The 25,559-nt window shown below is 31.9% G+C and carries 27 protein-coding genes and 1 pseudogene; 2 read left to right on the plus strand and 26 right to left on the minus strand.

Annotation, left to right across the window (positions count from 1 at the left end):
* Window positions 1-9: 9 nt before the first annotated feature.
* The 13 genes from fliG to ACKF5P_RS07330 form a co-directional block, all read right to left on the minus strand.
* On the minus strand, window positions 10-1,014 hold the full coding sequence (gene fliG / locus ACKF5P_RS07270; RefSeq protein ID WP_408954551.1) for a flagellar motor switch protein FliG: 1,005 nt from the start codon (window positions 1,012-1,014) through the stop codon (window positions 10-12).
* Window positions 1,015-1,028: 14 nt separating this feature from the next.
* Complete coding sequence (gene fliF / locus ACKF5P_RS07275; RefSeq protein ID WP_408954552.1) at window positions 1,029-2,588, minus strand: flagellar basal-body MS-ring/collar protein FliF; 1,560 nt, start codon at window positions 2,586-2,588, stop codon at window positions 1,029-1,031.
* 31 nt (window positions 2,589-2,619) lie between these two features.
* On the minus strand, window positions 2,620-2,835 hold the full coding sequence (gene fliE, locus ACKF5P_RS07280; RefSeq protein ID WP_408956640.1) for a flagellar hook-basal body complex protein FliE: 216 nt from the start codon (window positions 2,833-2,835) through the stop codon (window positions 2,620-2,622).
* Window positions 2,836-2,931: 96 nt separating this feature from the next.
* A complete protein-coding gene (flgC, locus tag ACKF5P_RS07285; RefSeq protein ID WP_408954553.1) occupies window positions 2,932-3,357 on the minus strand; it encodes a flagellar basal body rod protein FlgC in 426 nt (141 codons plus the stop codon).
* 2 nt (window positions 3,358-3,359) lie between these two features.
* On the minus strand, window positions 3,360-3,761 hold the full coding sequence (gene flgB / locus ACKF5P_RS07290; protein ID WP_408954554.1) for a flagellar basal body rod protein FlgB: 402 nt from the start codon (window positions 3,759-3,761) through the stop codon (window positions 3,360-3,362).
* A gap of 380 nt (window positions 3,762-4,141) precedes the next feature.
* The gene (gene codY / locus ACKF5P_RS07295) at window positions 4,142-4,921 is read right to left on the minus strand and encodes a GTP-sensing pleiotropic transcriptional regulator CodY (protein ID WP_408954555.1); all 780 of its coding nucleotides are present in this window, start codon (window positions 4,919-4,921) and stop codon (window positions 4,142-4,144) included.
* 53 nt (window positions 4,922-4,974) lie between these two features.
* The gene (gene hslU / locus ACKF5P_RS07300; protein ID WP_408954556.1) at window positions 4,975-6,363 is read right to left on the minus strand and encodes an ATP-dependent protease ATPase subunit HslU; all 1,389 of its coding nucleotides are present in this window, start codon (window positions 6,361-6,363) and stop codon (window positions 4,975-4,977) included.
* Window positions 6,364-6,374: 11 nt separating this feature from the next.
* Complete coding sequence (gene hslV / locus ACKF5P_RS07305; RefSeq protein ID WP_408954557.1) at window positions 6,375-6,899, minus strand: ATP-dependent protease subunit HslV; 525 nt, start codon at window positions 6,897-6,899, stop codon at window positions 6,375-6,377.
* A gap of 102 nt (window positions 6,900-7,001) precedes the next feature.
* Window positions 7,002-9,077, minus strand: a complete 2,076-nt coding sequence (gene topA, locus ACKF5P_RS07310; RefSeq protein WP_408954558.1) for a type I DNA topoisomerase — start codon at window positions 9,075-9,077, stop codon at window positions 7,002-7,004.
* A 23-nt stretch (window positions 9,078-9,100) separates the two neighbouring features.
* A complete protein-coding gene (locus ACKF5P_RS07315) occupies window positions 9,101-9,601 on the minus strand; it encodes a DUF494 family protein (protein ID WP_408954559.1) in 501 nt (166 codons plus the stop codon).
* A 14-nt stretch (window positions 9,602-9,615) separates the two neighbouring features.
* Window positions 9,616-10,737: a DNA-processing protein DprA gene (gene dprA / locus ACKF5P_RS07320; RefSeq protein WP_408954560.1), complete on the minus strand. Its 1,122-nt coding sequence runs from the start codon at window positions 10,735-10,737 to the stop codon at window positions 9,616-9,618.
* A gap of 12 nt (window positions 10,738-10,749) precedes the next feature.
* Complete coding sequence (cls, locus tag ACKF5P_RS07325) at window positions 10,750-12,231, minus strand: cardiolipin synthase (RefSeq protein ID WP_408954561.1); 1,482 nt, start codon at window positions 12,229-12,231, stop codon at window positions 10,750-10,752.
* 204 nt (window positions 12,232-12,435) lie between these two features.
* Entirely contained in the window at window positions 12,436-13,062 is a 627-nt protein-coding gene (locus ACKF5P_RS07330) for a cyclodeaminase/cyclohydrolase family protein (protein ID WP_408954562.1), read from the minus strand.
* A gap of 192 nt (window positions 13,063-13,254) precedes the next feature.
* On the opposite strand from ACKF5P_RS07330, the gene ACKF5P_RS07335 reads away from it, so the two are divergent.
* Complete coding sequence (locus tag ACKF5P_RS07335; RefSeq protein ID WP_408954563.1) at window positions 13,255-13,938, plus strand: YetF domain-containing protein; 684 nt, start codon at window positions 13,255-13,257, stop codon at window positions 13,936-13,938.
* 29 nt (window positions 13,939-13,967) lie between these two features.
* The gene (locus ACKF5P_RS07340; RefSeq protein ID WP_408954564.1) at window positions 13,968-14,351 is read left to right on the plus strand and encodes a DUF4363 family protein; all 384 of its coding nucleotides are present in this window, start codon (window positions 13,968-13,970) and stop codon (window positions 14,349-14,351) included.
* A 65-nt stretch (window positions 14,352-14,416) separates the two neighbouring features.
* On the opposite strand, the gene ACKF5P_RS07345 is transcribed toward ACKF5P_RS07340, so the two are convergent.
* The 13 genes and pseudogenes from ACKF5P_RS07345 to trmD form a co-directional block, all read right to left on the minus strand.
* Window positions 14,417-15,325, minus strand: coding sequence for a DNA adenine methylase (locus ACKF5P_RS07345; protein ID WP_408954565.1), 909 nt, complete (start codon window positions 15,323-15,325; stop codon window positions 14,417-14,419).
* Between the two features lie 146 nt (window positions 15,326-15,471).
* Window positions 15,472-16,590, minus strand: a complete 1,119-nt coding sequence (locus ACKF5P_RS07350) for a DNA adenine methylase (RefSeq protein ID WP_408954566.1) — start codon at window positions 16,588-16,590, stop codon at window positions 15,472-15,474.
* Window positions 16,591-16,648: 58 nt separating this feature from the next.
* Entirely contained in the window at window positions 16,649-17,953 is a 1,305-nt protein-coding gene (locus tag ACKF5P_RS07355; protein WP_408956641.1) for a restriction endonuclease FokI C-terminal domain-containing protein, read from the minus strand.
* A gap of 33 nt (window positions 17,954-17,986) precedes the next feature.
* Window positions 17,987-18,430: pseudogene (locus ACKF5P_RS07360) on the minus strand (restriction endonuclease FokI recognition domain-containing protein); the annotation flags it as partial.
* A gap of 279 nt (window positions 18,431-18,709) precedes the next feature.
* Window positions 18,710-20,236, minus strand: coding sequence for a YifB family Mg chelatase-like AAA ATPase (locus ACKF5P_RS07365; protein ID WP_408954567.1), 1,527 nt, complete (start codon window positions 20,234-20,236; stop codon window positions 18,710-18,712).
* Between the two features lie 11 nt (window positions 20,237-20,247).
* Complete coding sequence (locus ACKF5P_RS07370) at window positions 20,248-20,601, minus strand: YraN family protein (protein ID WP_408954568.1); 354 nt, start codon at window positions 20,599-20,601, stop codon at window positions 20,248-20,250.
* A 369-nt stretch (window positions 20,602-20,970) separates the two neighbouring features.
* Complete coding sequence (locus ACKF5P_RS07375) at window positions 20,971-21,201, minus strand: hypothetical protein (protein WP_408954569.1); 231 nt, start codon at window positions 21,199-21,201, stop codon at window positions 20,971-20,973.
* A gap of 13 nt (window positions 21,202-21,214) precedes the next feature.
* The gene (locus ACKF5P_RS07380; RefSeq protein ID WP_408954570.1) at window positions 21,215-21,991 is read right to left on the minus strand and encodes a ribonuclease HII; all 777 of its coding nucleotides are present in this window, start codon (window positions 21,989-21,991) and stop codon (window positions 21,215-21,217) included.
* A gap of 31 nt (window positions 21,992-22,022) precedes the next feature.
* Window positions 22,023-22,874 (minus strand): ribosome biogenesis GTPase YlqF, encoded by an 852-nt coding sequence (ylqF, locus tag ACKF5P_RS07385; protein WP_408954571.1) that lies wholly within the window; start codon window positions 22,872-22,874, stop codon window positions 22,023-22,025.
* Window positions 22,875-22,888: 14 nt separating this feature from the next.
* Complete coding sequence (gene lepB / locus ACKF5P_RS07390) at window positions 22,889-23,401, minus strand: signal peptidase I (RefSeq protein ID WP_408954572.1); 513 nt, start codon at window positions 23,399-23,401, stop codon at window positions 22,889-22,891.
* A gap of 81 nt (window positions 23,402-23,482) precedes the next feature.
* Window positions 23,483-23,827 carry a 50S ribosomal protein L19 gene (gene rplS, locus ACKF5P_RS07395; protein WP_408954573.1) on the minus strand — a complete coding sequence of 115 codons (345 nt, stop codon included), beginning with the start codon at window positions 23,825-23,827 and terminating at the stop codon, window positions 23,483-23,485.
* A gap of 421 nt (window positions 23,828-24,248) precedes the next feature.
* Entirely contained in the window at window positions 24,249-24,818 is a 570-nt protein-coding gene (locus ACKF5P_RS07400; protein WP_408954574.1) for an RNA methyltransferase, read from the minus strand.
* Between the two features lies 1 nt (window position 24,819).
* Complete coding sequence (gene trmD, locus ACKF5P_RS07405; protein WP_408954575.1) at window positions 24,820-25,557, minus strand: tRNA (guanosine(37)-N1)-methyltransferase TrmD; 738 nt, start codon at window positions 25,555-25,557, stop codon at window positions 24,820-24,822.
* Window positions 25,558-25,559 lie beyond the last annotated feature (2 nt).

The raw sequence follows: 25,559 nt of genomic DNA on the forward strand, positions 1-25,559 counted from the left end.
TTGATAATATTAGACAATTACCTCATCCTTTCCACCGCGATTAATAACTATCTCTCCTTCTTCCTCTAACCTTCTAATCTCATTAACAATATTTTGTTGTGACTCTTCAACATCACTAATTCTGACTGGCCCTAAATGTTCTATATCTTCGCGTAACATTTGAGATGCCCGTTTTGATAAATTATTGTATATCTTATTTGCAACTTCATCACTTGCGGTTTTTAAAGCTAGTGGCAGATCATTATCTGTATCTATCTGTCTCAATATTAACTGAATAGCTCGATCAGTTAATAAAGTTATATCTTCAAATACAAACATCTTCTGCCTAATATTTTCAGCTAATTCTGGGTTTTCTTTATCTAAATCATCCAGAATTGTCTTTTCTGTAGAACGATCAGCTAAATTCAAAATATCAACAATCGAATCTATTCCACCAGCAGTTGAATACTCGTTGGTCATTAAAGAAGATAACTTCTGTTCTAATACTCTCTCAACTTCTTTAATCACATCTGGTGAAATCCTTTCCATCTTAGCTATCCTTTTGGCAACTTCAGCCTGTTTAGCAGGAGGCAATGAAGATATAATTTGAGCAGACTGTTCAGAATCAAGATACGCCAAAATTAATGCAATTGTCTGAGGGTGTTCATTTTGAATAAAATTTAAAATTTGGCTAGGGTCAGTCTTTCTCAATTCATCAAAAGGTCTAACCTGTAATGATGCAGTTAGCCGCTCAATGATACTATTTGCTTTAGACTCTCCTAAAGCCTTTTCTAATACCTCTTGGGCATAATCCATTCCACCATGGCTAATATAGTCATAGGCTACACACATTTGATGAAACTCATCTAATACATCTTCTTTAATTTCAGTCGGTACCTTATCTAAGTTTGCTATTTCCAAGGTCAAATCTTCAATTTCATCATCACCCAAATGCTCAAAGACCTTAGCAGATGTATCTGGCCCTAAAGAAACAAGTAAGATAGCTGCTTTTTCGCTTCCAGTTAATTCAGACATTATTTCACCTCCCTTTACTCTTCAGCTAACCAACTTCTAATCAAGTCAGCTATCTCCTCTGGTTGATCATTAACTAAATTACGAATATTTCGCTGTAAACGCTGTCTTTCTTTTTCTCCTTCACTTAAATTCGCAGCAGCAAATTCATCTTGGGCTTCATCAATTAAGTAATCAATCTCCTGCTCTGTCCCTACTTCTTCTGCATCAGTAGCACTATCTGGTTGCTCTCTTCTTTTATATAAAATAATTAATAAACTAATAATTAAAATTCCTACACCTATAAGTAAATATAATAATATTCTCTGTCTTCTTGCTTCTTCTGCTGCTAATTCTTCTTGTCTCATCTGCTCTAAACTATCATCAAATTCCATACCTGTAACTGAAATTTGATCACCTCGATCAACATCATAACCTACAGCTGCTGCTACAGCTTGGTTAATATTCTCTTCCAGTTGAGGATCCATCTCTTGATTTACAATTACTGAAACTGACATTCTTTCTACTGCTCCTGGTGATGAAACATACCTTTCTACCGTTTCATTAATTTCATAATTAGTTATTTTTTCAATATTTTCCCTTTCGCTTTCATGTTCACTCGTTGTTTCATACTCTGGCAAGTTTGAGGTTGTTCCAGGAACTCCCTCTGGATCAGCACTTCTTCCACTTTCTCGCTCTTCTTTTACCTGCTCACTACGAGCAATACCACTATCACCTACAACCGGTTCATAGCTTTTACTTTCGATCTCATGCTGATCAAAATTCAAATCAGTATTAACTCTGACTACAAAGTTGTCCATTCCTAAAACCTTAGTCAACATTACATCTAAATCCCTTTCAATTCTACGCTCTAAGCTATCTTGCAATTCAAACTGTTTGTAATTCGACTCAAATTGATCTTTTTCTTCTAATTGTGCGGATAATAAATTACCTGCACTATCTACAATAGTAACATTATCAGAACTTAATCCTTCTACACTACTAGCTACTAAATTAGCAATTGACTTAATATTTCCCGAAGATAACTTCTGTCCAGCATCAACTCCTAATAATACAGAAGCTTTAGCTGGTTTTTCCTCGGCTCGATAAATACTACTTTCACTAGGAGTTATTTGAACCCTAGCAAAGTTTACATTATTTATCTGCCTAATAGTTCTGCTTAATTCTCCTGATAAAGCTCGAATGTAATTGACCTGTTGATCAAAATCTGTACTACCTAGTTGGTTTTGATCAAATAATTCAAACCCAGCAACTCCACCAGTTGGCAATTCTTCTCCAGACAAATCCAAACGTAACCTATGAACTTCCTCCTCTGAAACTAAAATAGTTCTGCCTTGTTCCTCAAGCTGGTATGAAACTCCTCTTTCATCTAAACTATCAACAATAGTCGCTGCATCTTGAGTAGTTAAATCACTAAATAAGACGGTATATTCCGGTCTGCTAGCCCAAGTAACTAAAATCAACAAACCTACAATTGTGATCAAAGCAGAAGCAATAATTAGGAGCTTAGCTTTTTTATCAAGGTTATTTAATAGTTGCTGAATCTGTTCTTTTGTTTCTAAAATATTTTCAACCATATTTACACCCCAATCTTACTGCTTAAATATCTCACACCTGTATCCTCATTACTTCCTTATAAGCTTCAACAGCTTTATTTGTAACCGATGAAGCTAAATCTAAAGAAAGCTTAGCTTTTTGAGCAGATGCCATCACCTGATGAACATTATCTACTTTTCCTAAAGCCAAATCTTTTCCTGCTTGATCTGCTTCATGTTGTAGGTTATTAACTTTATATAATGAACCCTTTAGAATATTCCAAAAGATTTACCAGGTTGATTAGCTTGATCATTTTGATCTAATCCAGTTAACAATTGTTGTTTACCTATATTATTGACCTCCATGAGTCTCCTCCTTCTTCTATTATCCTATTCGCAGAGCACTTTCAAACATACTCTTAGCTGAATCTAAAGCAGTAACATTGGCTTCATAAGCTCTAGTAGCAGAAATCATATCCGTCATCTCTGAAACAATATTAACATTTGGCTTTTCTACATAACCATCCTGATTAGCATCTGGATGTTCTGGTTTATACTCCAACCTGACTGGTTCATCACTTTCAACTATTTCTGTAATTTTAACCCCTTCTCCTACTTGACTATTATTATTAAATTTGTCCAATTCATCTTTTAATCTAGCTGCAAAAACAGGTGCTTGACGACGGTATGGTCCTCCATCTTCTGTTCTAGTAGTATTAACATTAGCTATATTATTAGAAACTAAATCCATTCGCACTCTTTGTGCTGTCAACCCTGAGCTACTAATATTCATTCCATTAAATAAACCCACTGTTATCTACCTCCTTTTTGAATTACTGAATCTAACCTTTGAAATTGACTTGCAATCTTTTGTGACACAGCTTGATATTCTAAGGTGTTTTGGGCCAACTTAGACATTTCTGCGTCTATATTAACATTATTATTATCATTTCTTACATTAGTTTGTTCCACGGTATGTATTTGAGGCTTAACTGAGTTAAGATCAGTACTTCCTAAAGGAATATGTCTTTTGTTAGTTACATTTAATTTGCTTCTACCGGCTAAAGCCTTTTCTATCTCCTCTTTAAATGATACATTTTGCTTTTTATATCCTGGTGTATCGACATTAGCTATATTATTAGAAATAATTTTATGCCTCTTATTCAAGCCATCTAGAGACTTTTCTAAAACTCCAAAGCTTTTATCATTAAACATTCCAGTTTGTTCCCCCTTTGTGCTATGATAACAATTAATAAAAATTACACATATATTTATTTATTCCACCTTTCAAATAAAAAATCCTGCAAAATAATATATGATTTTACTCTGGTAATAATTTCAAAATAAAAATATAGACTACATTTTCATTATATCAGCTAAACTTTAAAACCCCAACCATAAAATCTATATTTAAACTCTATAATAATTATATAATAAATTTACAAAAGATCAAATTTAATTATATTATACTTAAAATTTCCTTTTTTATAAAATTCAAAGAATTTCTTTTTCTATATTATAAATGGCGTTGGGATTAATCCCAACGCCATTTATAAATTTTATTTATTATGATTTCAATTTTTCTAACTATTACTCTAAACCTTCATCTTTTCTAGCTCTTTTAATAAATAATCATTTAAAATCTTAATATAAGTTCCTTTCATTCCTAAAGATTTAGACTCAATTACACCAGCACTCTCAAATTTACGTAATGCATTTACAATTACTGAACGAGTAATTCCTATCTTATCAGCAATTTTACTAGCCACTAATAATCCTTCAGTTCCATCTAATTCAGCAAAGATATGTTCAATAGCCTCTAATTCAGAATAAGATAAGGTATCTAAAGCAATATGTATAGCAGCCCTCTTTCTAGTTTCCTTCTCCAGTTTTTCACTTCGCAGCCTTAAAATTTCCATCCCTACTACCGTAGCACCATATTCTGCTAAAATTAAATCGGCATTATCAAATTTTTCTCCAAATCGAGCTAAGATTAAAGTTCCTAGCCGTTCTCCGCCACCGTTGATTGGTACAACTGTAGTTAATTTATCCATGGAAATACAATCTTTCTTCTTAAAAACACAAACTCCACTTGGTTGTTCATAATTAGATTGAGTATCATAATGTTGTAATAACCAATCATTATAATCGGTAGGAAATACTTCTTTTTTAATAACCTCTTCCATCATTAGATCACACTCAAATCTATTGATTAAAGCATAACCTAAAATCTTTCCTTCTTCATCTACTAAGTAAACATTAGAATCTATACTCCTACTTAGTACATTAGATACTTCATTAAAATCAACCGCTTGTCCTGCAGAACGTTGTAATAATCTATTTATTCTACGAGTTTTTTGCAGTAATTCTTCCATAAAATTCCCCCTTCCAGTTAGATTATACAGCAATTTTTTTATTATTTCAAATCTTATAAGATATATTTACTTAAATCCTTGTCTTTTACAATATTTTCAAGCTTATCCTTAACATAATCTCTATCAATCACTATCTTAGACTCTGAAATCTCTGGAGCTTCGAATAAAACCTCCTCCAATAGCTTTTCTAAAATAGTATGCAGCCTTCTTGCTCCTATATTTTCAGTCTGTTCATTAACTTTAAAAGCTATTTCTGCTAATTCATCAATTGCTCCAGCAACAAATTCAACCTCTAACCCTTCAGTTTCTAATAAAGCCCTATACTGTTTAGTTAATGCATTTTGAGGCTCTGTTAATATTTCTTTAAAATTATCTTTAGATAAACTATTTAACTCTACTCTAATTGGTATCCTTCCTTGTAATTCTGGAATTAAATCAGTAGGGTTACTGACATGAAATGCTCCAGCAGCAATAAACAATATGTGATCTGTCTTCACTGGCCCATACTTTGTCATTACTGTTGATCCTTCTATAATTGGTAAAATATCACGTTGTACTCCTTCTCTAGAAACATCGGGATTAGAGTTTGATTTTCCTTTAGCTATTTTATCAATCTCATCTAAGAAGATAATACCTGATTCTTCTACTCGTTTAATAGCTTCTCGACTGACTTCATCCATATCAATTAACTTTTGTGCTTCATCCTCTTTCAATACCCTTCTTGCTTCTTTAACTGTAACCTTCCTTTTTTTCTTCTGCTTAGGGAACATATTTCCAAAAACATCTTGAAAGTTAACCCCCATCTCTTCTATCCCCGCCCCAGAAAAAATCTCAACCATTTGCGAATTATTCTCTTCAACTTCTATTTCAATTATTCTATCTTCTAACTCTCCTGCTTCTAATTGCTGACGTAATTTTTCTCTATGTCGTTCAAACCTTTCTTCCCGCTCATTATCTTCTGTGGTCTCTTCTTCTTCTGCAAAATTATTAAACATATTACTAAATAGGTTATTATTTTTCTTTTTAGGACGAGGAAATAAAACATCTAAAATTCTTTCTTTAGCCAACTCTTCTGCTTTATCCTCTACTCCTTTAACACTCTCTTGTTTAACCATTCTAATTGCTGTTTGTAATAAATCTCTGATCATTGATTCTACATCACGCCCAACATAACCAACTTCAGTAAATTTAGTTACTTCAATTTTAATAAACGGTGCTTTAGCTAATTTAGCCAATCTCCTTGCTATCTCCGTCTTTCCTACACCCGTTGGCCCAATCATTAAAATATTTTTAGGAACAACCTCTTCTCTTAATTCTTCTGGTAACCTTTTTCTTCTATATCTATTTCTGATAGCTATTGCTACTGCTTTTTTAGCATCACTTTGACCAACTATATATTCATCTAAACTTTTAACTACCTGTCGTGGAGTAAACTCCTCCATTATGCTCCCCCCTATATCTCTTCTACTGTAATTTGATCATTTGTATAAATACAAATATCTGCTGCTATCTCTAAAGATTTTTCAGCTATTTGTGCAGCAGTTAACTCAGTAAATTCAGCCAAAGAACGGGCTGCAGCCAAAGCATAGGAACCACCAGAACCAATAGCAGTTATCCCATCATCTGGCTCAATAACATCTCCCGTTCCTGATATAACTAACAAATTACTTTGATTAGCTACAACTAATAGAGCTTCTAATTTTCTTAACATCTTATCTGTTCTCCACTCCTTAGCTAATTCTACTGCCGCCCTTTTCAAATTACCATGAAATTCTTCTAATTTCCCTTCAAACTTTTCGAATAATGTAAATGCATCAGCTGCCGTTCCTGCAAACCCGGCTAATACATCATCATTAATTCTTCTAACCTTATTAGCCCCATGTTTCATTACAGTGTGTTTCATCGTTACCTGACCATCTCCACCAATAGCAACACTTCTTCCTCTTTTCACTGCTATAACCGTTGTCGCCTCAAACATTTTATCCCCCTAACTATATAAGTTAAATTAAATTTCTCCTCTTAAACCCTTTTAGTTTAAAATAATTCAGATTAGTTATATTGAAAAAAAGATTAATTCAATTTATAATATTTTTTCATAATCACATTCTGAATTAATACAATAATGTTTTGTTTCTTTTTTAGTCTTCTTTTCTACTAAAAACTTTTCACAATCTGGACATTCTTCTTCGGTCGGTTTATTCCATGTCATAAATTCACAGTCTGGATAGTTACTACACCCATAAAAGACTCTTCCCTTCTTACTCTTTCGTTGAATAACATCTCCATCTTTACATTCCGGACACTTAACACCCATCTTTACTAAAATAGGTTTTGTATTCTTACAGTCAGGAAAACCTGGACATGCTAAGAACTTACCATATCTCCCATGCTTAATGATCATATTCTTTCCACATTTTTCACATACCTCATCAGTGACTTCCTCTTCCAGTTCAACTTTTTCCATATTATCCCAGGCAGATTCTAATCTTTCCGCAAATGGTTCATAAAATTCTCCCAATACTTCAACCCATTTTCTTTCTCCGGCTTCAACTTTATCTAAATCTTCTTCTAGCTGAGCTGTAAATTCTACATCAGTCACATTAGGGAAATGATCAACTAGTAATTTATTAACCAACTCTCCTAATTCAGTTGGCTTGAATTTTCCATTTTCCTTTTCAACATAATTTCTTTTTTGAATAGTACTAACTACTGGAGCATAGGTGCTTGGACGCCCAATCCCTTTCTCCTCTAAAGTCTTGACTAGTTTAGCTTCAGTATAACGAGGTGGCGGTTTGGTAAAGTGTTGGTCAGGATTTATCTCACTTAACTCTACCTTCTCTTCCTCTGTTAGCTCAGGTAAGAGTTCATCCTTTTTGCTTTGTCTAGTAGTATCAACCTTTAAAAAGCCTGGGAATAACTCTTGAGAACCTTTGGCCCTTAACCAATACTCACCCCCTGTTATATCAACTGTTAAAGTTTTATAAACAGCAGCACTCATCTGACTAGCTACAAACCTTTCCCAAATTAATTTATACAATTTATATTCTTCTTCACTTAAATATTCTTTCATCTTACTAGGAGTTCTATAAACTGATGTCGGTCTAATTGCTTCATGGGCATCTTGAGCTTTATTTTTAGTCTTATATTCTTTAGGTTTATTGGATAAATACTTTTCTCCAATTTGATCAGCTATATATCCTCTCAGTTCATTCTGAGCCTCTTTAGAAACCCTAGTAGAATCCGTTCTCATATAAGTAATTAAACCTACTGCCCCTTCAGAGCCTAGCTCAACACCTTCATATAACTGTTGCGCTAAATACATCGTCTTTTTAGTACTAAAGTAAAGATTAGTTGATGCCTTTTGTTGCAAACTACTTGTCGTAAAGGGTGCAGAAGGATATCGTCTCCTTTTACTTTCTTTAATTTTATTAATCTTTAAATCTTGTTTTTTTAACCCTTCTACTACTTGCTCAGTCTCTGATTTATTTTGTAACTTAAATTTCTGATTATCAATCCTGTATAATTTTGCTTTAAATTCATCTTCATTTTCAGTTTTAACTTCAACATCAACCGTCCAATACTCTTCAGGTTCAAAAGCTTTAATTTTCTCTTCTTTTTGACAAACTAATTTAACAGCTACTGACTGGACTCGACCAGCACTCAACCCTCTTCTTACCTTTTTCCATAATAATGGGCTTAGTTTATATCCTACTAATCGATCAAGTACCCTTCTTGCCTGTTGAGCATCAACCCTATTTTCATCAATCAAACGCGGTTCTTTCAAAGCATTTTGTACTGCTTTTTTAGTAATTTCATTAAATTCAATCCTACACTTTGTTGATTCATCTATATCAAAAGCACGGGCCAAATGCCAGGAGATTGCCTCACCTTCTCTATCAGGATCGGTTGCTAATAATACTTCCTCGCTCTTTTTAGCACCTCTTTTTAACTTTTGAAGTATCTTTCCTTTACCTCTAATTGTTATGTATTTAGGCTTGAAATCTTCTTCAGGCTCAACTCCTAATTGACTCTTTGGTAGATCAATTACATGTCCCATTGAAGCCTGAACTTTAAAACCTGAACCTAAAAACTTACTAATTGTTTTAGCTTTAGCAGGTGATTCCACAATTACTAATTTATCTTTTTTCTTAGCCACTTTTTCACCTCCATACCCTTACATTAGTTAATGTATTCTGGTGTTAAATTATTTATAACTTCAAATTCAGAAATATGCTGTGCTATAAAAGCTAGCCTTAATTCGTCATCAAGCACCTGCTGAAGTGATTCCCACAAATACTCAATATTAATATAACTATTAGGCACTTTAAATAATTGACCAATCAAATCCTCTAATTCTTCATCTGCAATTAAACTTAAATGATTCAATCTTAAAATAACCCCTTGAATTTTAACATCAAACTTAAACCTTTCTCTAAGGCTAAAAACACGATTTTTATGAAAAGCTTCTTGCTTGATATGTTTTTGATCTAGCAAATCATCTGTTGAATCTATTCTTTCCGAAGAAGCAAAAATAAATTCAAAAGCCTGATTAATCTCTTTCAAACCATAACCTTCATCTTGTAAAAAATCAATTAATTTTTTTTCATCTTCAACTAATTTTTCATCATGTAATAATGTTTTTACTAAACAACTGATTATTTCAAATACATTGTTATTCATTTTACAACCTCCTTTCATAACTTAACATCATCTCTTAATTTAAACTTTTTTCCTGCTAACTGCCTTATAAGACCCTTTACTTCAAGCTCTAATAGAAGTGAGTTTAATTGAGCTGAATTCAATTCAACAGCATCAAGTAAATGTTCAAACTGCTGAGACTCAACAGTTAGCAACCTATAAACTTTTTGCTGTTGTTGGGATAGAGATTCAATTACCTTTTTATCAGCCTTATACTCTAAATCCGATTTGATATCTTCATTATTAACATTTGATAAATGTAACTCATCTAAAACATCATCTAGCTTTTGCACCAATTTAGCTCCAACTTGAATCAATTGATTAGTACCTACACTCTGCTTTTTAGTTATATCTCCAGGGATTGCAAAGACTTCTCTACCTTGGTTTAAAGCCAAATTGGCAGTGATTAATGAACCACTTTTCTTAGTTGCTTCAACAACTATTGTTCCTAGACAGAGCCCACTAATTATCCTATTTCTAAGAGGAAAATTTTTCCCTATTGGCTTAGTAGTTAGTGGGAAAGAACTAATAACCGCTCCTTGTTTCATTATTTTTTGAGCTAACCCTTCATTCTCTTTTGGATATATCACATCTACACCAGAACCTAATATAGCATAAGTTACACCAGACTTTAAAGCACCTTGATGAGCAGCTGTATCTATTCCATAAGCTAAACCACTGACAATATTAAGCCCTTTTTCAGCCAATCTTTGACTTAATTTAGTTGCTATCTTTTTTCCATACTGGGTACATTTTCTAGATCCAACAACAGCAATACAAGGCTTATTAATCTTTGTAATATTTCCTTTATAATATAAAATAGGAGGTGGATCATAAATCTCCTTTAATAATTTAGGATAACATTTATCTTGTAAAGTTACAACCTTAATGCCAAATTTATTTAACCTTTTTAGTTCAGATTTAAAATCAAAATTCTTCCTAGATTCAATAATTTTTTGACTCAATGAAGGGCCAATACCACTCACATTATCAAATAATTCTTTATCTGCGTGCCAAATCCCTTCTGCATCGCCAAAATAATCTAGTAGCTTTTTTATTCGCCGTGATCCAAAACCATCAATCTTACTTAACCAAATCCAATAAGCTTTTTCTTCCATACTACCCTCCTGTTAAGTAATTGGCGCTAATAATTTTCCAATTAATAACTTCATTCTATCCAAAATTCCTAACTGTTTATAATCTTCTAATCTATACTTCCTACTTTGCTCTAAATTTAAAGCTATCTCTTCCATTATTTTTTTAGAAAAGTCTGGAGCAAAGATTACTACATTTAATTCATAATCAAGATATAAACTTCTAGTATTAAAATTAGCAGAGCCCAGCGATAAAATTTGTTCATCAACTACTAAAATTTTAGAATGTAAAAATTCACCTTGATAATGGCATATAGTTGCACCTGCTTTTAATAATTCTTCAAAAAAAGAGATACTAGCCCAACTAAGTAATAAATTATCAGTCTCTTTGGAGACAACTACATTAACCTCCACGCCTTTTAAAGCTGCTATTTGTAAAGCATTTAAAATATTATCATTCAAAATTAGATATGGTGTAACTAAATAAATTTCTTTTTGTGCTGCTGTAATCAAGGCAGAGTAGTGTTTGTTCATTTCAGACCAAGGCGTATCAAATCCACTACTAACTAACTGAATTGGTAGCTCCTCTTCTATATCATGTTGAGAAAAGTATCTATCAGCTAAAATTTTCTCACCGGTAATATAGTACCAATCCATTAAGAAAATCTTTTGCATCCAATCAACCGCTTCACCTTCAATTTTAACTTGAATACTTTCTCTTTTATTCCCTGTTACATATTCATCTCCCAAGTTAACATCTCCAATAAAAGCAACTTTACCATCCACAACTAAGTTTTTTCGGTGATTACGATGATTAAGCTTTCCTCTTAATAAAGAAATAAGCATACTGTTATAACCCTTAATTTCTACCCCTGCTTTTTTTAATTTTTCTTTATAATTTTGACCTAATCGGTGACTTCCTAATTCATCATAAATAATTCTTACCTCAACACCATCTCGTGCTTTTTCAATCAATAACTCCTTGAATTTTTCTCCAATCAGATCATCTCTAATAATATAAAAGCAGATATGGATATGATCTTGTGCTTCTTTTAACTGGGCCAACATTTCCATGAAAATATTCTCTTCTTTAAAGATTGCTTCAACTTTATTATTAGTAGTTAAAGCTAATCCACTAGTCTTTTTAATCAGCTTTGAAATTCCTTCTTCTCTTTCCTCTAGCAATGAACTTTCAGTATCAGTTTTAGCAATTTCAATCAATTGATTCAAATATTGATTACGTTCTGCATTATAGTTATTTAATAATTCTTTATTTCTCCATACTTGGATAAAAGTAAAGAGTGCAAATAAGAAAACTAGTATAAAGAAAACCTTGAAAATAAAATTAAGATTATCAGTAAGATATATTCCTATTAAACTTAATCCTAATAAGCCACTAACTCCCAATAAATAAGGATAATATGCAATTATTATCTTTTTATTACCTAAGAAAAAAAGATTGAAATAAATAATAGTAATTATAAATAGTAAAAACAAACCATTCCACAACCGAAACATTAATTCACACCCTTTTATGATTTCCCTAGAGTCATTATATTTTTTTCCTAAATTATTAATTTTTATACTTCACACCAGCTAAAATTAACTAACAAATCATAACTTCCTTGTCAAAAGAAAAATATATCCATCTATAACCTTTAAGAAGCATATTCTACTTAATAACAAGCTAAAAAAGAATCGGAAAAACTCCGATTCTTTCCTTTACCCAATCTTTTGATTTGTAACTTCTAAAACTTCTTCTTTTAATTTTTGGGCTTTTTCTTTTAGCTCTTTCATATCAGCCCTCTTTTTAGCTATATAACCCTTATCCTTCATAGTAGCTAAGTTAATATTTACATTCAACTCTGCTGCTTCTAATGTAGCCCAAGCCTCAATAGCACCTACACCTGCATCACTTACCGCATATTTATTCCCCTTCTTAGCAGCAATTAAAGCTTGTTCTAAAACTTCAATACTCTTGCTAGCCATAGTAAAAGGAACTTCAGTTGCTTTTTTAACTGCTTTCTCTAAAGCCTTAGCTCTTTTTTCTTTTTCATCACTAGTTTTATTAGACATTTGTAAAGCGGACATATAAGCATTAAACACTTCTATATCTTGATCTACCAAATCAAGATAGTCATCTTTTAAACCCTTAGTAATCTCAATTAACTCTTCCATTTCCTCTTGAACACTAGCATAATCTTCCTTTCCTAAAGTTAATGAACCTACCATACAAGTAGCAACAGCAGCTAAAGCCCCACTCAATGCTGCAGCACTTCCTCCACCAGGTGTTGGCTTATCAGAGGCAAAATCATCTATAAATTGACCAATCTCCTGTTTTCTAATCATCTTAGACCCCTCCACTTTTTGTTTTCCTAACATCATATTCTTTAACAAATATAATTCCCCTCCTAAATTTAATATTTTTCTATTTTAAAGATTCTTTACTAAGTTTAAATTAAACAATATTTTCCCAATACATAAATATATATAATTTATTCAATAATAATTTAAAAGGTCATCTATTTAAGGAGGTGCTCAATGTTTATTGTAATAATTCGTACAATCATTTTATATACTATTGTATTTTTAACTTTTAGAGTAATGGGTAAAAGACAGATTGGCGAATTACAACCATACGAACTTGCAATTACAATTATGATCTCTGCTTTAGCTTCTATTCCTATGCAAGATACTGATATTCCTTTAATTAATAGCTTAACACCTATTATTCTAATCTTTTCTATTCAAATTTATATGTCTGCTATCACTACTAAAAGCATTACAGGAAGGAGGATTATTTGTGGAAAACCTACAATTTTAATTGAAAATGGTCAAATTGTTGAAGGAGAACTCAATAAAAGTAGAATTAATATTAATGAGTTGTTAGAAGAACTTAGAACTAAAGGCTACCCTGACATTTCTGAGATAGAATTTGCTTTTATTGAAACTAATGGCTCTCTTAGTGTAATCCCTAAATCTCAAAAAAGACCAGTTACCCCTGAAGATTTAAATATTGCGACTGACTATGAAGGAATTCCACACCCAATAATTATAGATGGTCAAATTCATACTAAAAATTTAGAAAAAGTAGGTCTTACTAAAGAATGGATAAAACAAGAATTAATTTCTCTAGGAATCAATAATACATCTGATGTCTTCTTTGCTAATCTAGATTCAAATGGCAATCTATTTTATCAGGTTTATCGTCAAAAAAATAATTAAAATATTCTTTTAGGAGCGTTTATTAAATAATGAGAAACACTATAATTTATACTACTATTTTATTAATTTTTACTTTAATCCTTGTCAGTTACGGATACATTATAACAAATAATAAAGCAGACCAGCTAACCTCAAAACTAAATACTTTAGAAGATAATTTAGTTAATAATAACTGGGATACCACCAGAGATAATACTGAGTCCTTAAATCAAGCTTGGGAAGAGGCAAGTTTTACTTGGAGTATTTTTATGGACCATAATGAGATAGATAAACTTGATCTCTCTATTTCCAAAATTATCTCTCTAGTAGAATTAGAGAAAAAAGATAAAGCTTTAACCGAACTAAAACTCGCTAAAGAGTTAGCTAGGCAAATTCCAACTAATGAAAAAATAAAAATCGAAAATATCTTTTAGAATTTTAATCCATATAAATCCAATTAAAGATACAATATTAAATTACCTCTGCTATATCTTATCTTTTAGATGCTCATTTTTAGTTGTTCCCCAGGAAGAACAGATCTTTTAACTTCATAATTAGTTATTAATACCTCTTTAGTTACACATTCTTTATTATTCTTAGCTTGATAATTACAGTTTTTATAATCCTTATTTATATCTATAACATTATAGTTTTTACTCCAATTAGATAATATATTATTAGTCTTCCCTTTATGTTTTAAAACATTTGATAAGGCAAATTTTATATTCTTATTATTAAATTCATTTAATAAATCTAATAGTTCTCTTTCTTCTTTCTCCCTCCAGCCCTTAAAACCTCTTTTACCATCATTATAACTTCCAGTACTTATTAAATAAGGTGGATCACAATAAACAAAGTCTTCTTTATTGAGAGCATTAATATCAAAATTGACAAAATCTTGATTTTTAAATTCTACCTTTTTTTTCTTTAATCTTTTTATAAATTTAGCTAACCTCTTTTCTAACCTTGGATTAAAACTACTTCTATTTCTTCCAAATGAATTATTATATTCATGGCTATTATTAAACCTAATTTGATAATTAAATGAGTAGCATATTAAAACATATAAATCTAAAGGGTGTCTATGTTTATTATAATAATCCCTTAATTTTTTATATCCCTCTTCATTAGTTTTAGAAAGAGCAAATTCTTTAATTCTATTCTTTATGTGTCTTAAAGTAGCTTCTATATCATTTTCTCTAAATTTATAAAATAAATCAATTAGATAATCAACAATATCATTATAAATTACTTTTTTAGCAGTAACATTTATACCTACATTAAACCCCCCAGCAAATAAATCAACAAAGGTATCAATTCCTTCGGGAAACAAAGGTATTATTTGATCTAGTATTTTATATTTTCCACCAGTATAATTTAACGGACTTTTGATAAATTCTTTATCCAACTTAATCAACTCCCTCTTCTATCAGTAATTATTTCTCTTTGAATAAAACATATATGTTAAATCTTTTTAGGTTTTTGATAATTTACTAAAAAACATTTTATTAAGTTCGCCACTACTAAAATAACATCTTCATAATTTAAATCAACTTATTTTACTTCACAAAAAAATATATTTTCCTTCACCATATCATTACACTGCTTATAATTCCGTTTAGTATTGGAATCACTTCTATATCTTCTATAATCTTCACCGTAAGCTTTAATTTTTTCGTTAGTAGATATTGTTAATAATATATCAATAATATCTTCCTTATCCATTATTCCCTCAATATTATAACTTAAAACTATATATTTCGCCCTAGCCTTTTCTACTAAGTCTTTAAACACATCTAATGCTTTACTTTTATAACAGTATAAAGATTTTTGATCATCATATGGACGTAAACCGGTTTTACCATATATATCAGGATTATCCCATTTTGCAGCAGTTTCTAATATGTGATAATTAGAAGCATATTGTCTATTATTATATGGAGGATCTAAATATAATACATCACACTTAATGTTTCTTATTAATTCATTTGCATCTCTATTATATGAAACACATTCCTTGCTTCCTTCAGTGATCTTAGGAACTTCTAAAGTTAAATCTTTTTTCGCTCTAGGATCCCAACTTTTTAAATAAGCTCCATATACACCAGTTGTATTACTTACATAGGGGATAGCTTGAATCAAACTATAAATTAAATAATAATATTCTTTTTTCTTTATTTTTTTCTGCTTATACCATATTTCAATTTTTTCTCTAACAGAATCTATCTTACTGGCATTTTCTTTTGTAAAATACATCCTATTGCTTTGTCCAGCTGGGCTATAATTATGATAGAAAAAACCTTTTTCTCCTTCTAATAAATTCAATAAATCTATAACTTCTCTACACCGCTCAAATGATACTTCCTTTTTCAATTCTAAACCTTCAAACTTTGGATATGTATTCATTTCTATGGAAACAAATTGTAATATATATGAAAAGAAAAGGTTATCATTTGAAATAACTTTAAAACCTTTCTCTTTAAAATGCTTTCCTACAACTCCGGTTCCACTAAAAAGATCAACAAAAGTTCCTCTCTCTATACTATTTTTTTCTAAAACTTCATCAATAAATGGTAGTAAACCTTCTTTCGAACCTATATATCTCATAATGTTATAACCTCCACTATTATTAATTCTACAATCACCTATTTTATCATAGTATAAACTTTTCATCAAATAAATACTCCAATAAAACCTAGCCACAAAAATCAATTTTTGTGGCTAGGTTTTATTAAAAAAGTAATTCATCATTATTTTGTAATAAACTCTTAAATTCTGATAAAGTTAATTTTGCGGACTTAATTAAATCAACTAACAATAATAAATCATATGAAGTTAAAAGACCACCTTCAACTCCAGTTCTCAGCTTAATTCTTTTTAATTTTTCAAAATAGTTACCTTTAAAATAGCTTGATATAAAAAGAAAATAAAAATCTTCTACTTCTTCAGGAAAAAAGTTCCACCAGTCATTTGAATTTATCTCTTCGTTTCTAGTTTTATTTTCTTCAATATATCTTACCATCTCATCAACATGGCTAACATTATAACCATTTTTATAAGCTTTATTATCAATTATAATCCCATAGTTTTTATTTAGATTTTTTGTATATATAATCCCATCAGGTTCTCTAGCTCCTCCTAAATGTTGACCTTTGAACTTACACTCAGATACTAATAAATCTACTGTCTGCATCTCAAATAATCTACTCTGCCTACCATTAAAAGATAAATCTATTAAACTTAAATAATCATGTGATAAATTTTTTATTCTAGATCTGCATTTATCCTTTCTTTTTCTAATCTTACTCTTCACTGGTACCTTAGAAGAGCTTTTTTTAGGAATATACAAATTAATTATAGAATCATACATAGTATACCCCCTGCTTTTCTTTTCTATATTTAATCCAATATTAATTATTCCTTCTATGTCATCTTTAATAATTGATAATTCTTCAACCATCTTATATTTTTCTTTTAATATACTCTTTATTTCTTCTAGAGATAAAATAGAATTATTATCTAAAGCCTTTATTATATAAGCTCGTCGATCTCTTATATAATCTCTATCTGCTCCTTTTGTACAAAGCATTTCCCAAAAGATGTTTTTAGTTATCCGTGCCCTTCTGCTATTTCCTCTTCCGCTTCTTAAAACCTTAATTCCCTCGGCAGTTATAAAATAAGATTGGGATATATAATCAGAATATACTTTTGAACCAACTTTTTCTTTAACAATCTTACGTTCTTGTTTTACCCAACCTAATTTAGAAAGCCAACTACAAATCATCCTTGCATATTTATCTGCTGAACCTTCCCAATCTGTTCTCATTTGATTTTTTTCACTATTATCTGCTGTAGTGTCTAACTTCATGATCAATATATTTTGAGGTAGATTAGTAAACCCATCTTCTCCTACAAAGCCTAACTTCTTTCCTAATTCAAACTTAGTTAAATGTTCTCCACTAGATAAAAGTTCAAGAATCCTAATAACAGGAGGGTACGATAAAAAAGCTTTTTTTAATACCTTCTTTTTGTCCATATAACTTTTTATACTATCTGATAACTCAAGTCCTAGTTCAGTTATTTCGAACGTATCATCACCATAATCATACGAAATAAAGCCTAGAGCATGGGCCCACCTTACAAAATTATCAGCTGGCCAATCAGCTATAAAAGGCCTTCGTTGTCCTTCTACAACAGCTTAAATTATACCATTACATCTTGCTGAACTTCTAGGAGTAAAAGAAGTCCCAACCAAGTCCCTATATTTTAACTTTAAAGGTCTTTTATTTAATTCTTCCATAAACCTTAATTTTCCATCTCTTTCTTCTACAAGTTCAGGAATAATCCTATCTTTTAATTCCTTATGAGTTTTAGAACCATAATCAAATACTTCTACTACTCTTTTTAACTTTTCTATGCTTGCTGGATCTTGCACCCAGCCAAAAGTTCTCTTAGCACACAAAGTAATCACTTCCCTTCTTTTTAACAAACCATAAATAATAAAATCTAACACTCCTATTTTTATTGTTATATAAATTAATTTGTAATTCCTTTAATTAATAATAAATATTCTATGTTTTAAACTTGTTATCTACTCCAAATAAAAAAGCCAAAGCTGTTTAAGCTCTGACTAGATGTTTTGTTGGCCGGTATTATAAAGTTAATTATATATAAGATCGGAATCAATATTTGTTTTCTTATTTTACTTATCCTTCCATCTGTGAATATCACAATAAATAATTGATATATTATCGATCAAAAGATACAGTTTGAAAATCTATTTTAATCTATTTTAATCTATATAATTTCGATCAAGGCTACGATATTGAATTGCTTCTGCTATATGATCAGATTTTATTACTTCTTCACCTGCTAGATCTGCAATTGTCCGGGCCAACTTTAAAATCCTATCATATGCTCTAGCACTTAAATCCAACCTTGAAATAGCTTGCTTTAATAACTCCTGCCCTTGCTCTTTTATAGTGCAATACTTTTTAATCAACGGCCTATTCATTCTAGCATTATACATTATATTCTCTTTGTTAAACCTTTTTAACTGGATCTTCCTTGCCTTTTTGACCCGGGCTCTAATTTGAGAAGAACACTCTCCAGATTCATAAGTAGTCAATTCGTCCATCTGCAAACGAGGTACTTCTAGATGAATATCAATCCTATCTAACAAAGGCCCTGAAATCTTATTTAGATATCTTTTAATCTCATAAGAATTACAACTACAATTTTTTCTAGTATCACCGTAAAAACCACACGGACAAGGATTCATTGCAGATATCAACATAAATTGAGCCGGGTATTCTAATGTTGTTAATGCTCTAGAGATACTAACCTCACCTTTCTCCAAAGGTTGACGCAATACTTCTAAAACACTTTTTTTAAACTCAGGTAATTCATCTAAAAATAATACCCCATGATGAGCCAAACTAACTTCTCCAGGTTGAGGTATTCTTCCTCCACCAATTAAACCTACATCTGAAGTTGTATGGTGGGGATTTCTAAATGGTCTTTTAGTAATCAATGATCTTTCAGTTGATAACTTACCTACAATACTGAAGATTTTAGTTACCTCAATCGCCTCCTCTTTACTTAAAGGTGGCAAAATAGTAGGCAATCTTTTAGCCAACATCGTCTTTCCCGAGCCGGGTGGACCAATCATAATCACATTATGTCCTCCCGTAGCTGCTATTTCTAAAGCACGTTTAGCATGTTTTTGGCCTTTAACATCTTTAAAGTCAATTTTATAATCCTCACCCTCGGCGATAGAAAAATCTCTACTTACTTGAGGTAGTTCTAACTCCGCATTTAAATACTCAACCGCCTCCTTTAAGTCAGCAACCGGAATAATCTCTAACTCATCAATCACAGCAGCTTCTTTAGCATTTTCTTTCGGCAAAATAAATCCTTTCTTTCCTTCTTTTTTAGCTGCTAAAGCCATCGGTAAAATCCCAGTAATCCCCCGCACCTGCCCATCTAAAGATAGCTCACCAATTAAAGTATACTCTTTTAATCTATCCTCCTTAATCAAGCCACTAGCTGCTAAGATTCCGATTGCAATCGGTAAATCAAAGACTGGCCCTTTCTTCCTAATATCAGCAGGAGCTAAATTAACGGTAATTCTTTTTACTGGAAACTTAAATCCAGTATTTTTTATTGCTGATTTAACCCGCTCCTTTGACTCTCTGACTGCAGTATCAGGCAAACCTACAATATTAAAAGCAGGCAAACCTTTAGCTAAATCAACCTCAACCTGAACTACATAACCATCTATTCCTAATACAGCATTACTATTTGCCTTAGCTAACATCTTTATCCTCCTTAACATAAAAATGCGTTCTTAATTAATTTGATCTTATTTTGTTGCTGATAAGAAAGAATAGCAACTACATCAAATCGAAAATCAACTTCTTGCTGTTTTAAACTCAGATAATAGCGTGCAACTCGAATTAAATGTTGCCTCTTTTTATAATCAATTTTCTCTAATGGTGAAGCAAATGAGCTACTGGTCGATAATTTAACTTCAATAAATACTAAATACTCTCCATCTTGACCTATTAAGTCTATCTCTCCATAACGAGTCCAAAAATTTTCTTCTAAAATCTGATAACCTTTTTTTATTAAGAATTCTTGGGCTATTTTTTCTCCCCACTCTCCTTTTTCCCTCTTATCCATTAATTTACCTCCAAATCCTATTATTAAAATAGCTTAACCACTGATGGAATAATTATACATTAAATTATAACCTTTAAACTTTACAAACAATAAACTTTTTTGAGTTTATAAAAAAGCTAGGAGGATGATAATTGCAATTATCATCCTCCTAGCTTTGCTGAACCTTATGATTTCTTTTTTTATAAACTTGTCATTAGTTCTTCTTGAGTTAATTTTATTGATTAGCAATTTTTTCTAAAAATTGTTACCCCTTATCTGTACTTATTTTTACTCATTTACATATAATAAAAATAAAGGTAATCACTTAAGTGGTTATCTTTCACTATAGATTGACCCCTCCAAGTTTTTCCTACGGAGGGGTCTACTCTATTAAACTTTAATGTCAATTTTTGTAGCAGACAATTTATTATCTGTACTCAAAATCTTTAAAATTACCCTTCCTTGATACCAACCCTTAACCTCAACAGTAATTTTTTGACCTACTTTTAAATCGGCCAATATTTGAGCTTCAATAGCTTTTTGATCAAATTTGATTACTGCACTATCCTCTTTTAACTCTAAGACAACCCCTTCCAACTTATTACCAGCTTTAAGCAACATTACATGCCTCCAGTTAGCTTAAGTTTTTAACTATTTTAAAGGAAGTACGATGAATTGGCGTTGGCCCGTATTGTTCTAAAGCTTGAATATGCTCTTGAGTACCATATCCTTTATGCTGGGCCAAGTTATATTCAGGAAATTGCTGATCATAACCAACCAAAAGCCGATCTCTTGTCACTTTAGCTATAATAGAAGCAGCAGCAATTGAAACACTATTACTATCTCCTTCAGTAATTGCTGCCTGTGCTAGATCAGTTCCTGGTAAATGCTCAGCATCAATCAATAAATAATTCGGTTCTTGTTCTAAATTAGCAACTGCTTCTAGCATCGCTTGATAAGTAGCTTGTAATATATTAATCCGATCAATCGTTTGGCTATCAACAATTCCAACCCCAATACCTAATGCTTGCTCTTGAATAATTGCAAACAATTCTTCACGCTTCTTTTCAGATAATTTTTTAGAGTCATCTACACCTAAGATTAAAGTATCCACTGGTAAAATAACAGCAGCAGCTACCACTGGTCCTGCTAAAGGTCCTCGACCTGCTTCATCTATCCCTGCAATTAAATTATATCCTTGTTGACTTAATCTGTTTTCATGTCGACTCATTCTTTTGAACTTGGCAATAGCTTGTCGTTTCCTCTCCTTTTGACGGACAAGCTTCTGGGCCAACTTCTGAACCCCTTTTCTAGAATCAGCTGCCAGCCCTTTAATTAACTCATCTGATATTTCCTCTAAAGCTTTAACTTTATCTTTGATCTCTTTAATCGTTAATTTAGATAATTCCATTATAACATCCCTTTCTTTAGCTTAGACAGGATTAATTAAGCTGTGGCGGTAATTCTAATGTCAGTTTACCAAATTTACCTTCTTGAAACTCCTTAATAATTATCTTAGAAGTCCGCTCTCGGTCAATTTTTCCCCCCGACTGTAAACAACCACGCTTTCGCCCAATATCTGCTACTAACTGATATGTATCAGAAGTCAACTGCTCTAAATTAAACCTTTCTTTTAATTTATTAGGAGCAACTTTTTGCAGAATTTCAACCAATTTATAAGCAAGCAATTCACTTTCAAGCAATGTTTGCTTAATTGCTCCAGTAATTGCTAACTTAAATCCAACCTCTTCATCCTCAAATTTAGGCCATAAGATCCCAGGAGTGTCCAACAGCTCAAAACCTTTCCTTAATTTGACCCATTGTTGGCCCTTAGTAACACCTGGTCTATCTCCCGTTCGAGCACTCTTATTATTGCTGAATTGATTAATTAATTGAGATTTTCCAACATTAGGAACACCAACTATCATCAATCTAATATCACGCCCTTTACGTCCCTTATCTGCTAAAGCAGATAACTTATCTTCCATAATTTGTTGGGCTAAATTTAAAATTTGAGTTACTCCTGCTCCAGTCAAAGAATTAACAGCTAGCGTTGGAGCTGACTTAGAAAAATATCTCTTCCACTCTTTAGTCTGTTTCTTATTAGCTAAATCCTTCTTATTAAGAACAATAATCCTCTTCTTATCTGCCAAAATATCATCTATATCAGGATTTCTACTACTTAATGGAATTCTAGCATCCAATAATTCAATTACTACATCAATTAATTTCAAACCTTCCTCAACCTTCTTCTTAGCTTTAGCCATATGACCAGGGTACCATTGAATTGACATTAAACTTATCCTCCTTAATTAATTAAACCTATTCTAGTTAGCGGCCAAAAAATAAAACTACCTTGTCCTACAATATTTTCACGCGGAACAAAACCCCAATACCTACTATCTTCACTATTGTTTCGATTATCCCCCAGTACAAAATAATTATCTTCAGGAATTTGGACTTCTGAAAAATCACTATAACTTTCTTCTAAGATATAACCTTCTTTTAATATTTGATCATTAATATAAACCTGACCATCAACGATTTCAACTCGATCACCAGGCATACCAATTATTCTTTTAATAAAATTCAATTCAGGTTCAACAGGATATTTAAAAACAACTACCTCTTGTCTACGTGGTTCACGAAACCTATAAATGAATTTATTAGCAAAGATTCTATCTCCAGGTTGCAATTCAGGTCTCATTGAACCTGAAGGAATATAAAAAGCTTGAGCAACAAAATTAATAATAAAAAAAGCAATTACAACTGCTACAATAACAGCTTCCAAATATTCTTTAACCTTATCTTTATCCAGCATTAATAAACACACTCTCCTATACAAAAGAGGACAAGCCTACACAGCCAGTCCCCTTCTTAAATAAATTTAAGTACAATTTAATTAATTTCTTTTTTCTCGTACTTGAGCAGCCTTACCTTGACGATCTCTTAAATAATACAACTTCGCTCGATTAACATCTCCACGTTTAGCAACTTCAACCTTATCAATCTTTGGAGAATGCAATGGGAAGATTCTTTCAACTCCAACACCGAAAGATATCTTTCTTACAGTAAAGGTTTCGCGTACGCTACCACCTTGTCTTTTAATTACAATACCTTCGAAAACCTGGATTCTTTCTTTCCCACCTTCCTGAACCTTAAGGTGTACCCTAACAGTATCACCTGGGCCAAATTCAGGAATATCATCACGTAATTGTTCTTGTTCTACAATATCAACTAAGTTCATACTCTTTCCTCCTCTCACAAAACGTTCTTAAACTATATTATAGCCAGAGGACCGTCTGTTTTTGTCCGTAAATCATTATAACACATGCCAAATCTAATTACAAGCTATATTTTATCCTTAATTTCTTTTTATTATAAGAATCAATTGATATACAGTGGCACTTTTCGTTCGTAAAAGAATGTGTTTTTGTAGGGGCGACTCTCCGTGGTCGCCCGTGATTTAACATGGGCAGGCACAGAGACCTGCCCCTACAAATATCATTTCTACCCGCCAAATCAAAAGTGCCACATAATTGTAATTAAGTATAACTTTTTTATTTTTAAGATTTTGCTCTTTAACTGTACATTGTACATTTGTTTCCTACTTCCCCTTCGGGTTCTTTGAACCCTTCGTGATGAAAAAATCCGCTCTTAGATTTTTTCTACCACCAAGCTTCTCCTAATAATCTATCCAAAATAATAGCAGCAGCACTTCTAACTGATAGATGATTATAATCTCCTGGACCATAAATTGGTTCTAAAATATAATCAGCAGAGTTCATAGTCTCTTTGGTCAAACCCCAACCTGTCCCTAATAAAATCAGATAGACTTCTTCTCCTTGCTGAATTCCTTGTCGTAACTTCTTATAACTAATAGTATTAGAATAAGTTCTAGCATCAGTCGTAACTAAAATTGGCTCCTTATCTTCTCTATCCATTATATCTGTTATCACACCTTCAAGTTCAGCTTTAATCTCAAGTACACTGAATGCCTCTTTACGATCTGGATTATATTCTGCTCCAAAATCCCCTGCCCAATAATCTTTCATCCGCTTAACTAACCCTTGCTGAGAATCTAAATGATTCACTATATAATATTGACCAATATCATATGTTCTACTGGCTCGAGCAATATCATGTAAATCTAAATTAGTTACTGTAGTAGTAATTACTTCCATATTTTTATTATAAACAGGATTATGTAATAGAGCTAAATAAACCTGTTGTTCCATTTTACTCCTCCTCTAATTCCTGCTTTATTTCCGCTAATAATTCCTGATCTTGTACAGATAGATCAACACCTTCTAATAAATCTGATCGCCTATGTAATGTATTTTCTAATGCTTTCTTTCTCCTCCACCGTTCTATTCGGCCATGATCCCCACTTAACAAAACTTGTGGTACTTCTAATCCTCTATACTCTCTAGGACGAGTATATTGGGGATAATCTAATATTCCTTGATAGAAAGAGTCCTCAATAGCAGATTCCTGACTACCTAACACCCCTGGAATTAATCGTGCAACAGCATCAATTAAAATCATAGCTGGTAACTCCCCACCTGTCAATACATAATCACCAAGTGAAATCTCATCAGTGATCAATTCCTCTCTTACCCGCTGATCTACACCTTCATAATGCCCACATAATAAAGTTAACTCTTCATAACTGGCAAGTTCTTTAGCTTTGGCTTGGTTAAAGGTCTCTCCTTGGGGAGTCAAAAATATTATCGGAGTTTGCTTAGAATAATCCAAATCATCAATTGCTCTGAAGATAGGTTCGGGTTTTAAAAGCATCCCTGCTCCTCCACCATAAGGATAATCATCAGCCTGGCGGTGCTTATCTTGAGTATAATCTCGAATATCTATCAAATCTACAGATAGCAATTCCTGCTCTTTTGCTTTAGCTAACATACTAGTTCCTAAAACACTTTCAAACATTTCAGGAAATAGAGTCAACACATTGAATTTCATCT

Origin of the sequence: Natroniella sp. ANB-PHB2, from assembly GCF_046097105.1 — a bacterium.
Taxonomy (GTDB): domain Bacteria; phylum Bacillota; class Halanaerobiia; order Halobacteroidales; family Halobacteroidaceae; genus Natroniella.

Excerpts from the sequence above, each read along its gene's own strand:
- rplS (WP_408954573.1), bottom strand. The coding sequence starts at position 23,827 with ATGAACTTAGTTGATATTGTAGAACAAGAACAATTACGTGATGATATT.
- ACKF5P_RS07370 (WP_408954568.1), bottom strand. The coding sequence starts at position 20,601 with ATGGATAAGAGGGAAAAAGGAGAGTGGGGAGAAAAAATAGCCCAAGAA.
- hslU (WP_408954556.1), bottom strand. The coding sequence starts at position 6,363 with ATGGAGGAGTTTACTCCACGACAGGTAGTTAAAAGTTTAGATGAATAT.
- codY (WP_408954555.1), bottom strand. The coding sequence starts at position 4,921 with ATGGAAGAATTACTGCAAAAAACTCGTAGAATAAATAGATTATTACAA.
- ACKF5P_RS07350 (WP_408954566.1), bottom strand. The coding sequence starts at position 16,590 with ATGAAAAGTTTATACTATGATAAAATAGGTGATTGTAGAATTAATAAT.
- ACKF5P_RS07355 (WP_408956641.1), bottom strand. The coding sequence starts at position 17,953 with ATGGACAAAAAGAAGGTATTAAAAAAAGCTTTTTTATCGTACCCTCCT.
- hslV (WP_408954557.1), bottom strand. The coding sequence starts at position 6,899 with ATGTTTGAGGCGACAACGGTTATAGCAGTGAAAAGAGGAAGAAGTGTT.
- ACKF5P_RS07380 (WP_408954570.1), bottom strand. The coding sequence starts at position 21,991 with ATGGAATTATCTAAATTAACGATTAAAGAGATCAAAGATAAAGTTAAA.
- ACKF5P_RS07400 (WP_408954574.1), bottom strand. The coding sequence starts at position 24,818 with ATGGAACAACAGGTTTATTTAGCTCTATTACATAATCCTGTTTATAAT.
- ACKF5P_RS07365 (WP_408954567.1), bottom strand. The coding sequence starts at position 20,236 with ATGTTAGCTAAGGCAAATAGTAATGCTGTATTAGGAATAGATGGTTAT.
- ACKF5P_RS07335 (WP_408954563.1), top strand. The coding sequence starts at position 13,255 with ATGTTTATTGTAATAATTCGTACAATCATTTTATATACTATTGTATTT.
- flgB (WP_408954554.1), bottom strand. The coding sequence starts at position 3,761 with ATGTTTAATGATAAAAGCTTTGGAGTTTTAGAAAAGTCTCTAGATGGC.
- fliG (WP_408954551.1), bottom strand. The coding sequence starts at position 1,014 with ATGTCTGAATTAACTGGAAGCGAAAAAGCAGCTATCTTACTTGTTTCT.
- lepB (WP_408954572.1), bottom strand. The coding sequence starts at position 23,401 with ATGCTGGATAAAGATAAGGTTAAAGAATATTTGGAAGCTGTTATTGTA.
- ACKF5P_RS07315 (WP_408954559.1), bottom strand. The coding sequence starts at position 9,601 with ATGAATAACAATGTATTTGAAATAATCAGTTGTTTAGTAAAAACATTA.
- dprA (WP_408954560.1), bottom strand. The coding sequence starts at position 10,737 with ATGGAAGAAAAAGCTTATTGGATTTGGTTAAGTAAGATTGATGGTTTT.
- ylqF (WP_408954571.1), bottom strand. The coding sequence starts at position 22,874 with ATGTCAATTCAATGGTACCCTGGTCATATGGCTAAAGCTAAGAAGAAG.
- cls (WP_408954561.1), bottom strand. The coding sequence starts at position 12,231 with ATGTTTCGGTTGTGGAATGGTTTGTTTTTACTATTTATAATTACTATT.
- ACKF5P_RS07340 (WP_408954564.1), top strand. The coding sequence starts at position 13,968 with ATGAGAAACACTATAATTTATACTACTATTTTATTAATTTTTACTTTA.
- trmD (WP_408954575.1), bottom strand. The coding sequence starts at position 25,557 with ATGAAATTCAATGTGTTGACTCTATTTCCTGAAATGTTTGAAAGTGTT.
- ACKF5P_RS07375 (WP_408954569.1), bottom strand. The coding sequence starts at position 21,201 with ATGTTGCTTAAAGCTGGTAATAAGTTGGAAGGGGTTGTCTTAGAGTTA.
- fliF (WP_408954552.1), bottom strand. The coding sequence starts at position 2,588 with ATGGTTGAAAATATTTTAGAAACAAAAGAACAGATTCAGCAACTATTA.
- ACKF5P_RS07330 (WP_408954562.1), bottom strand. The coding sequence starts at position 13,062 with ATGATTAGAAAACAGGAGATTGGTCAATTTATAGATGATTTTGCCTCT.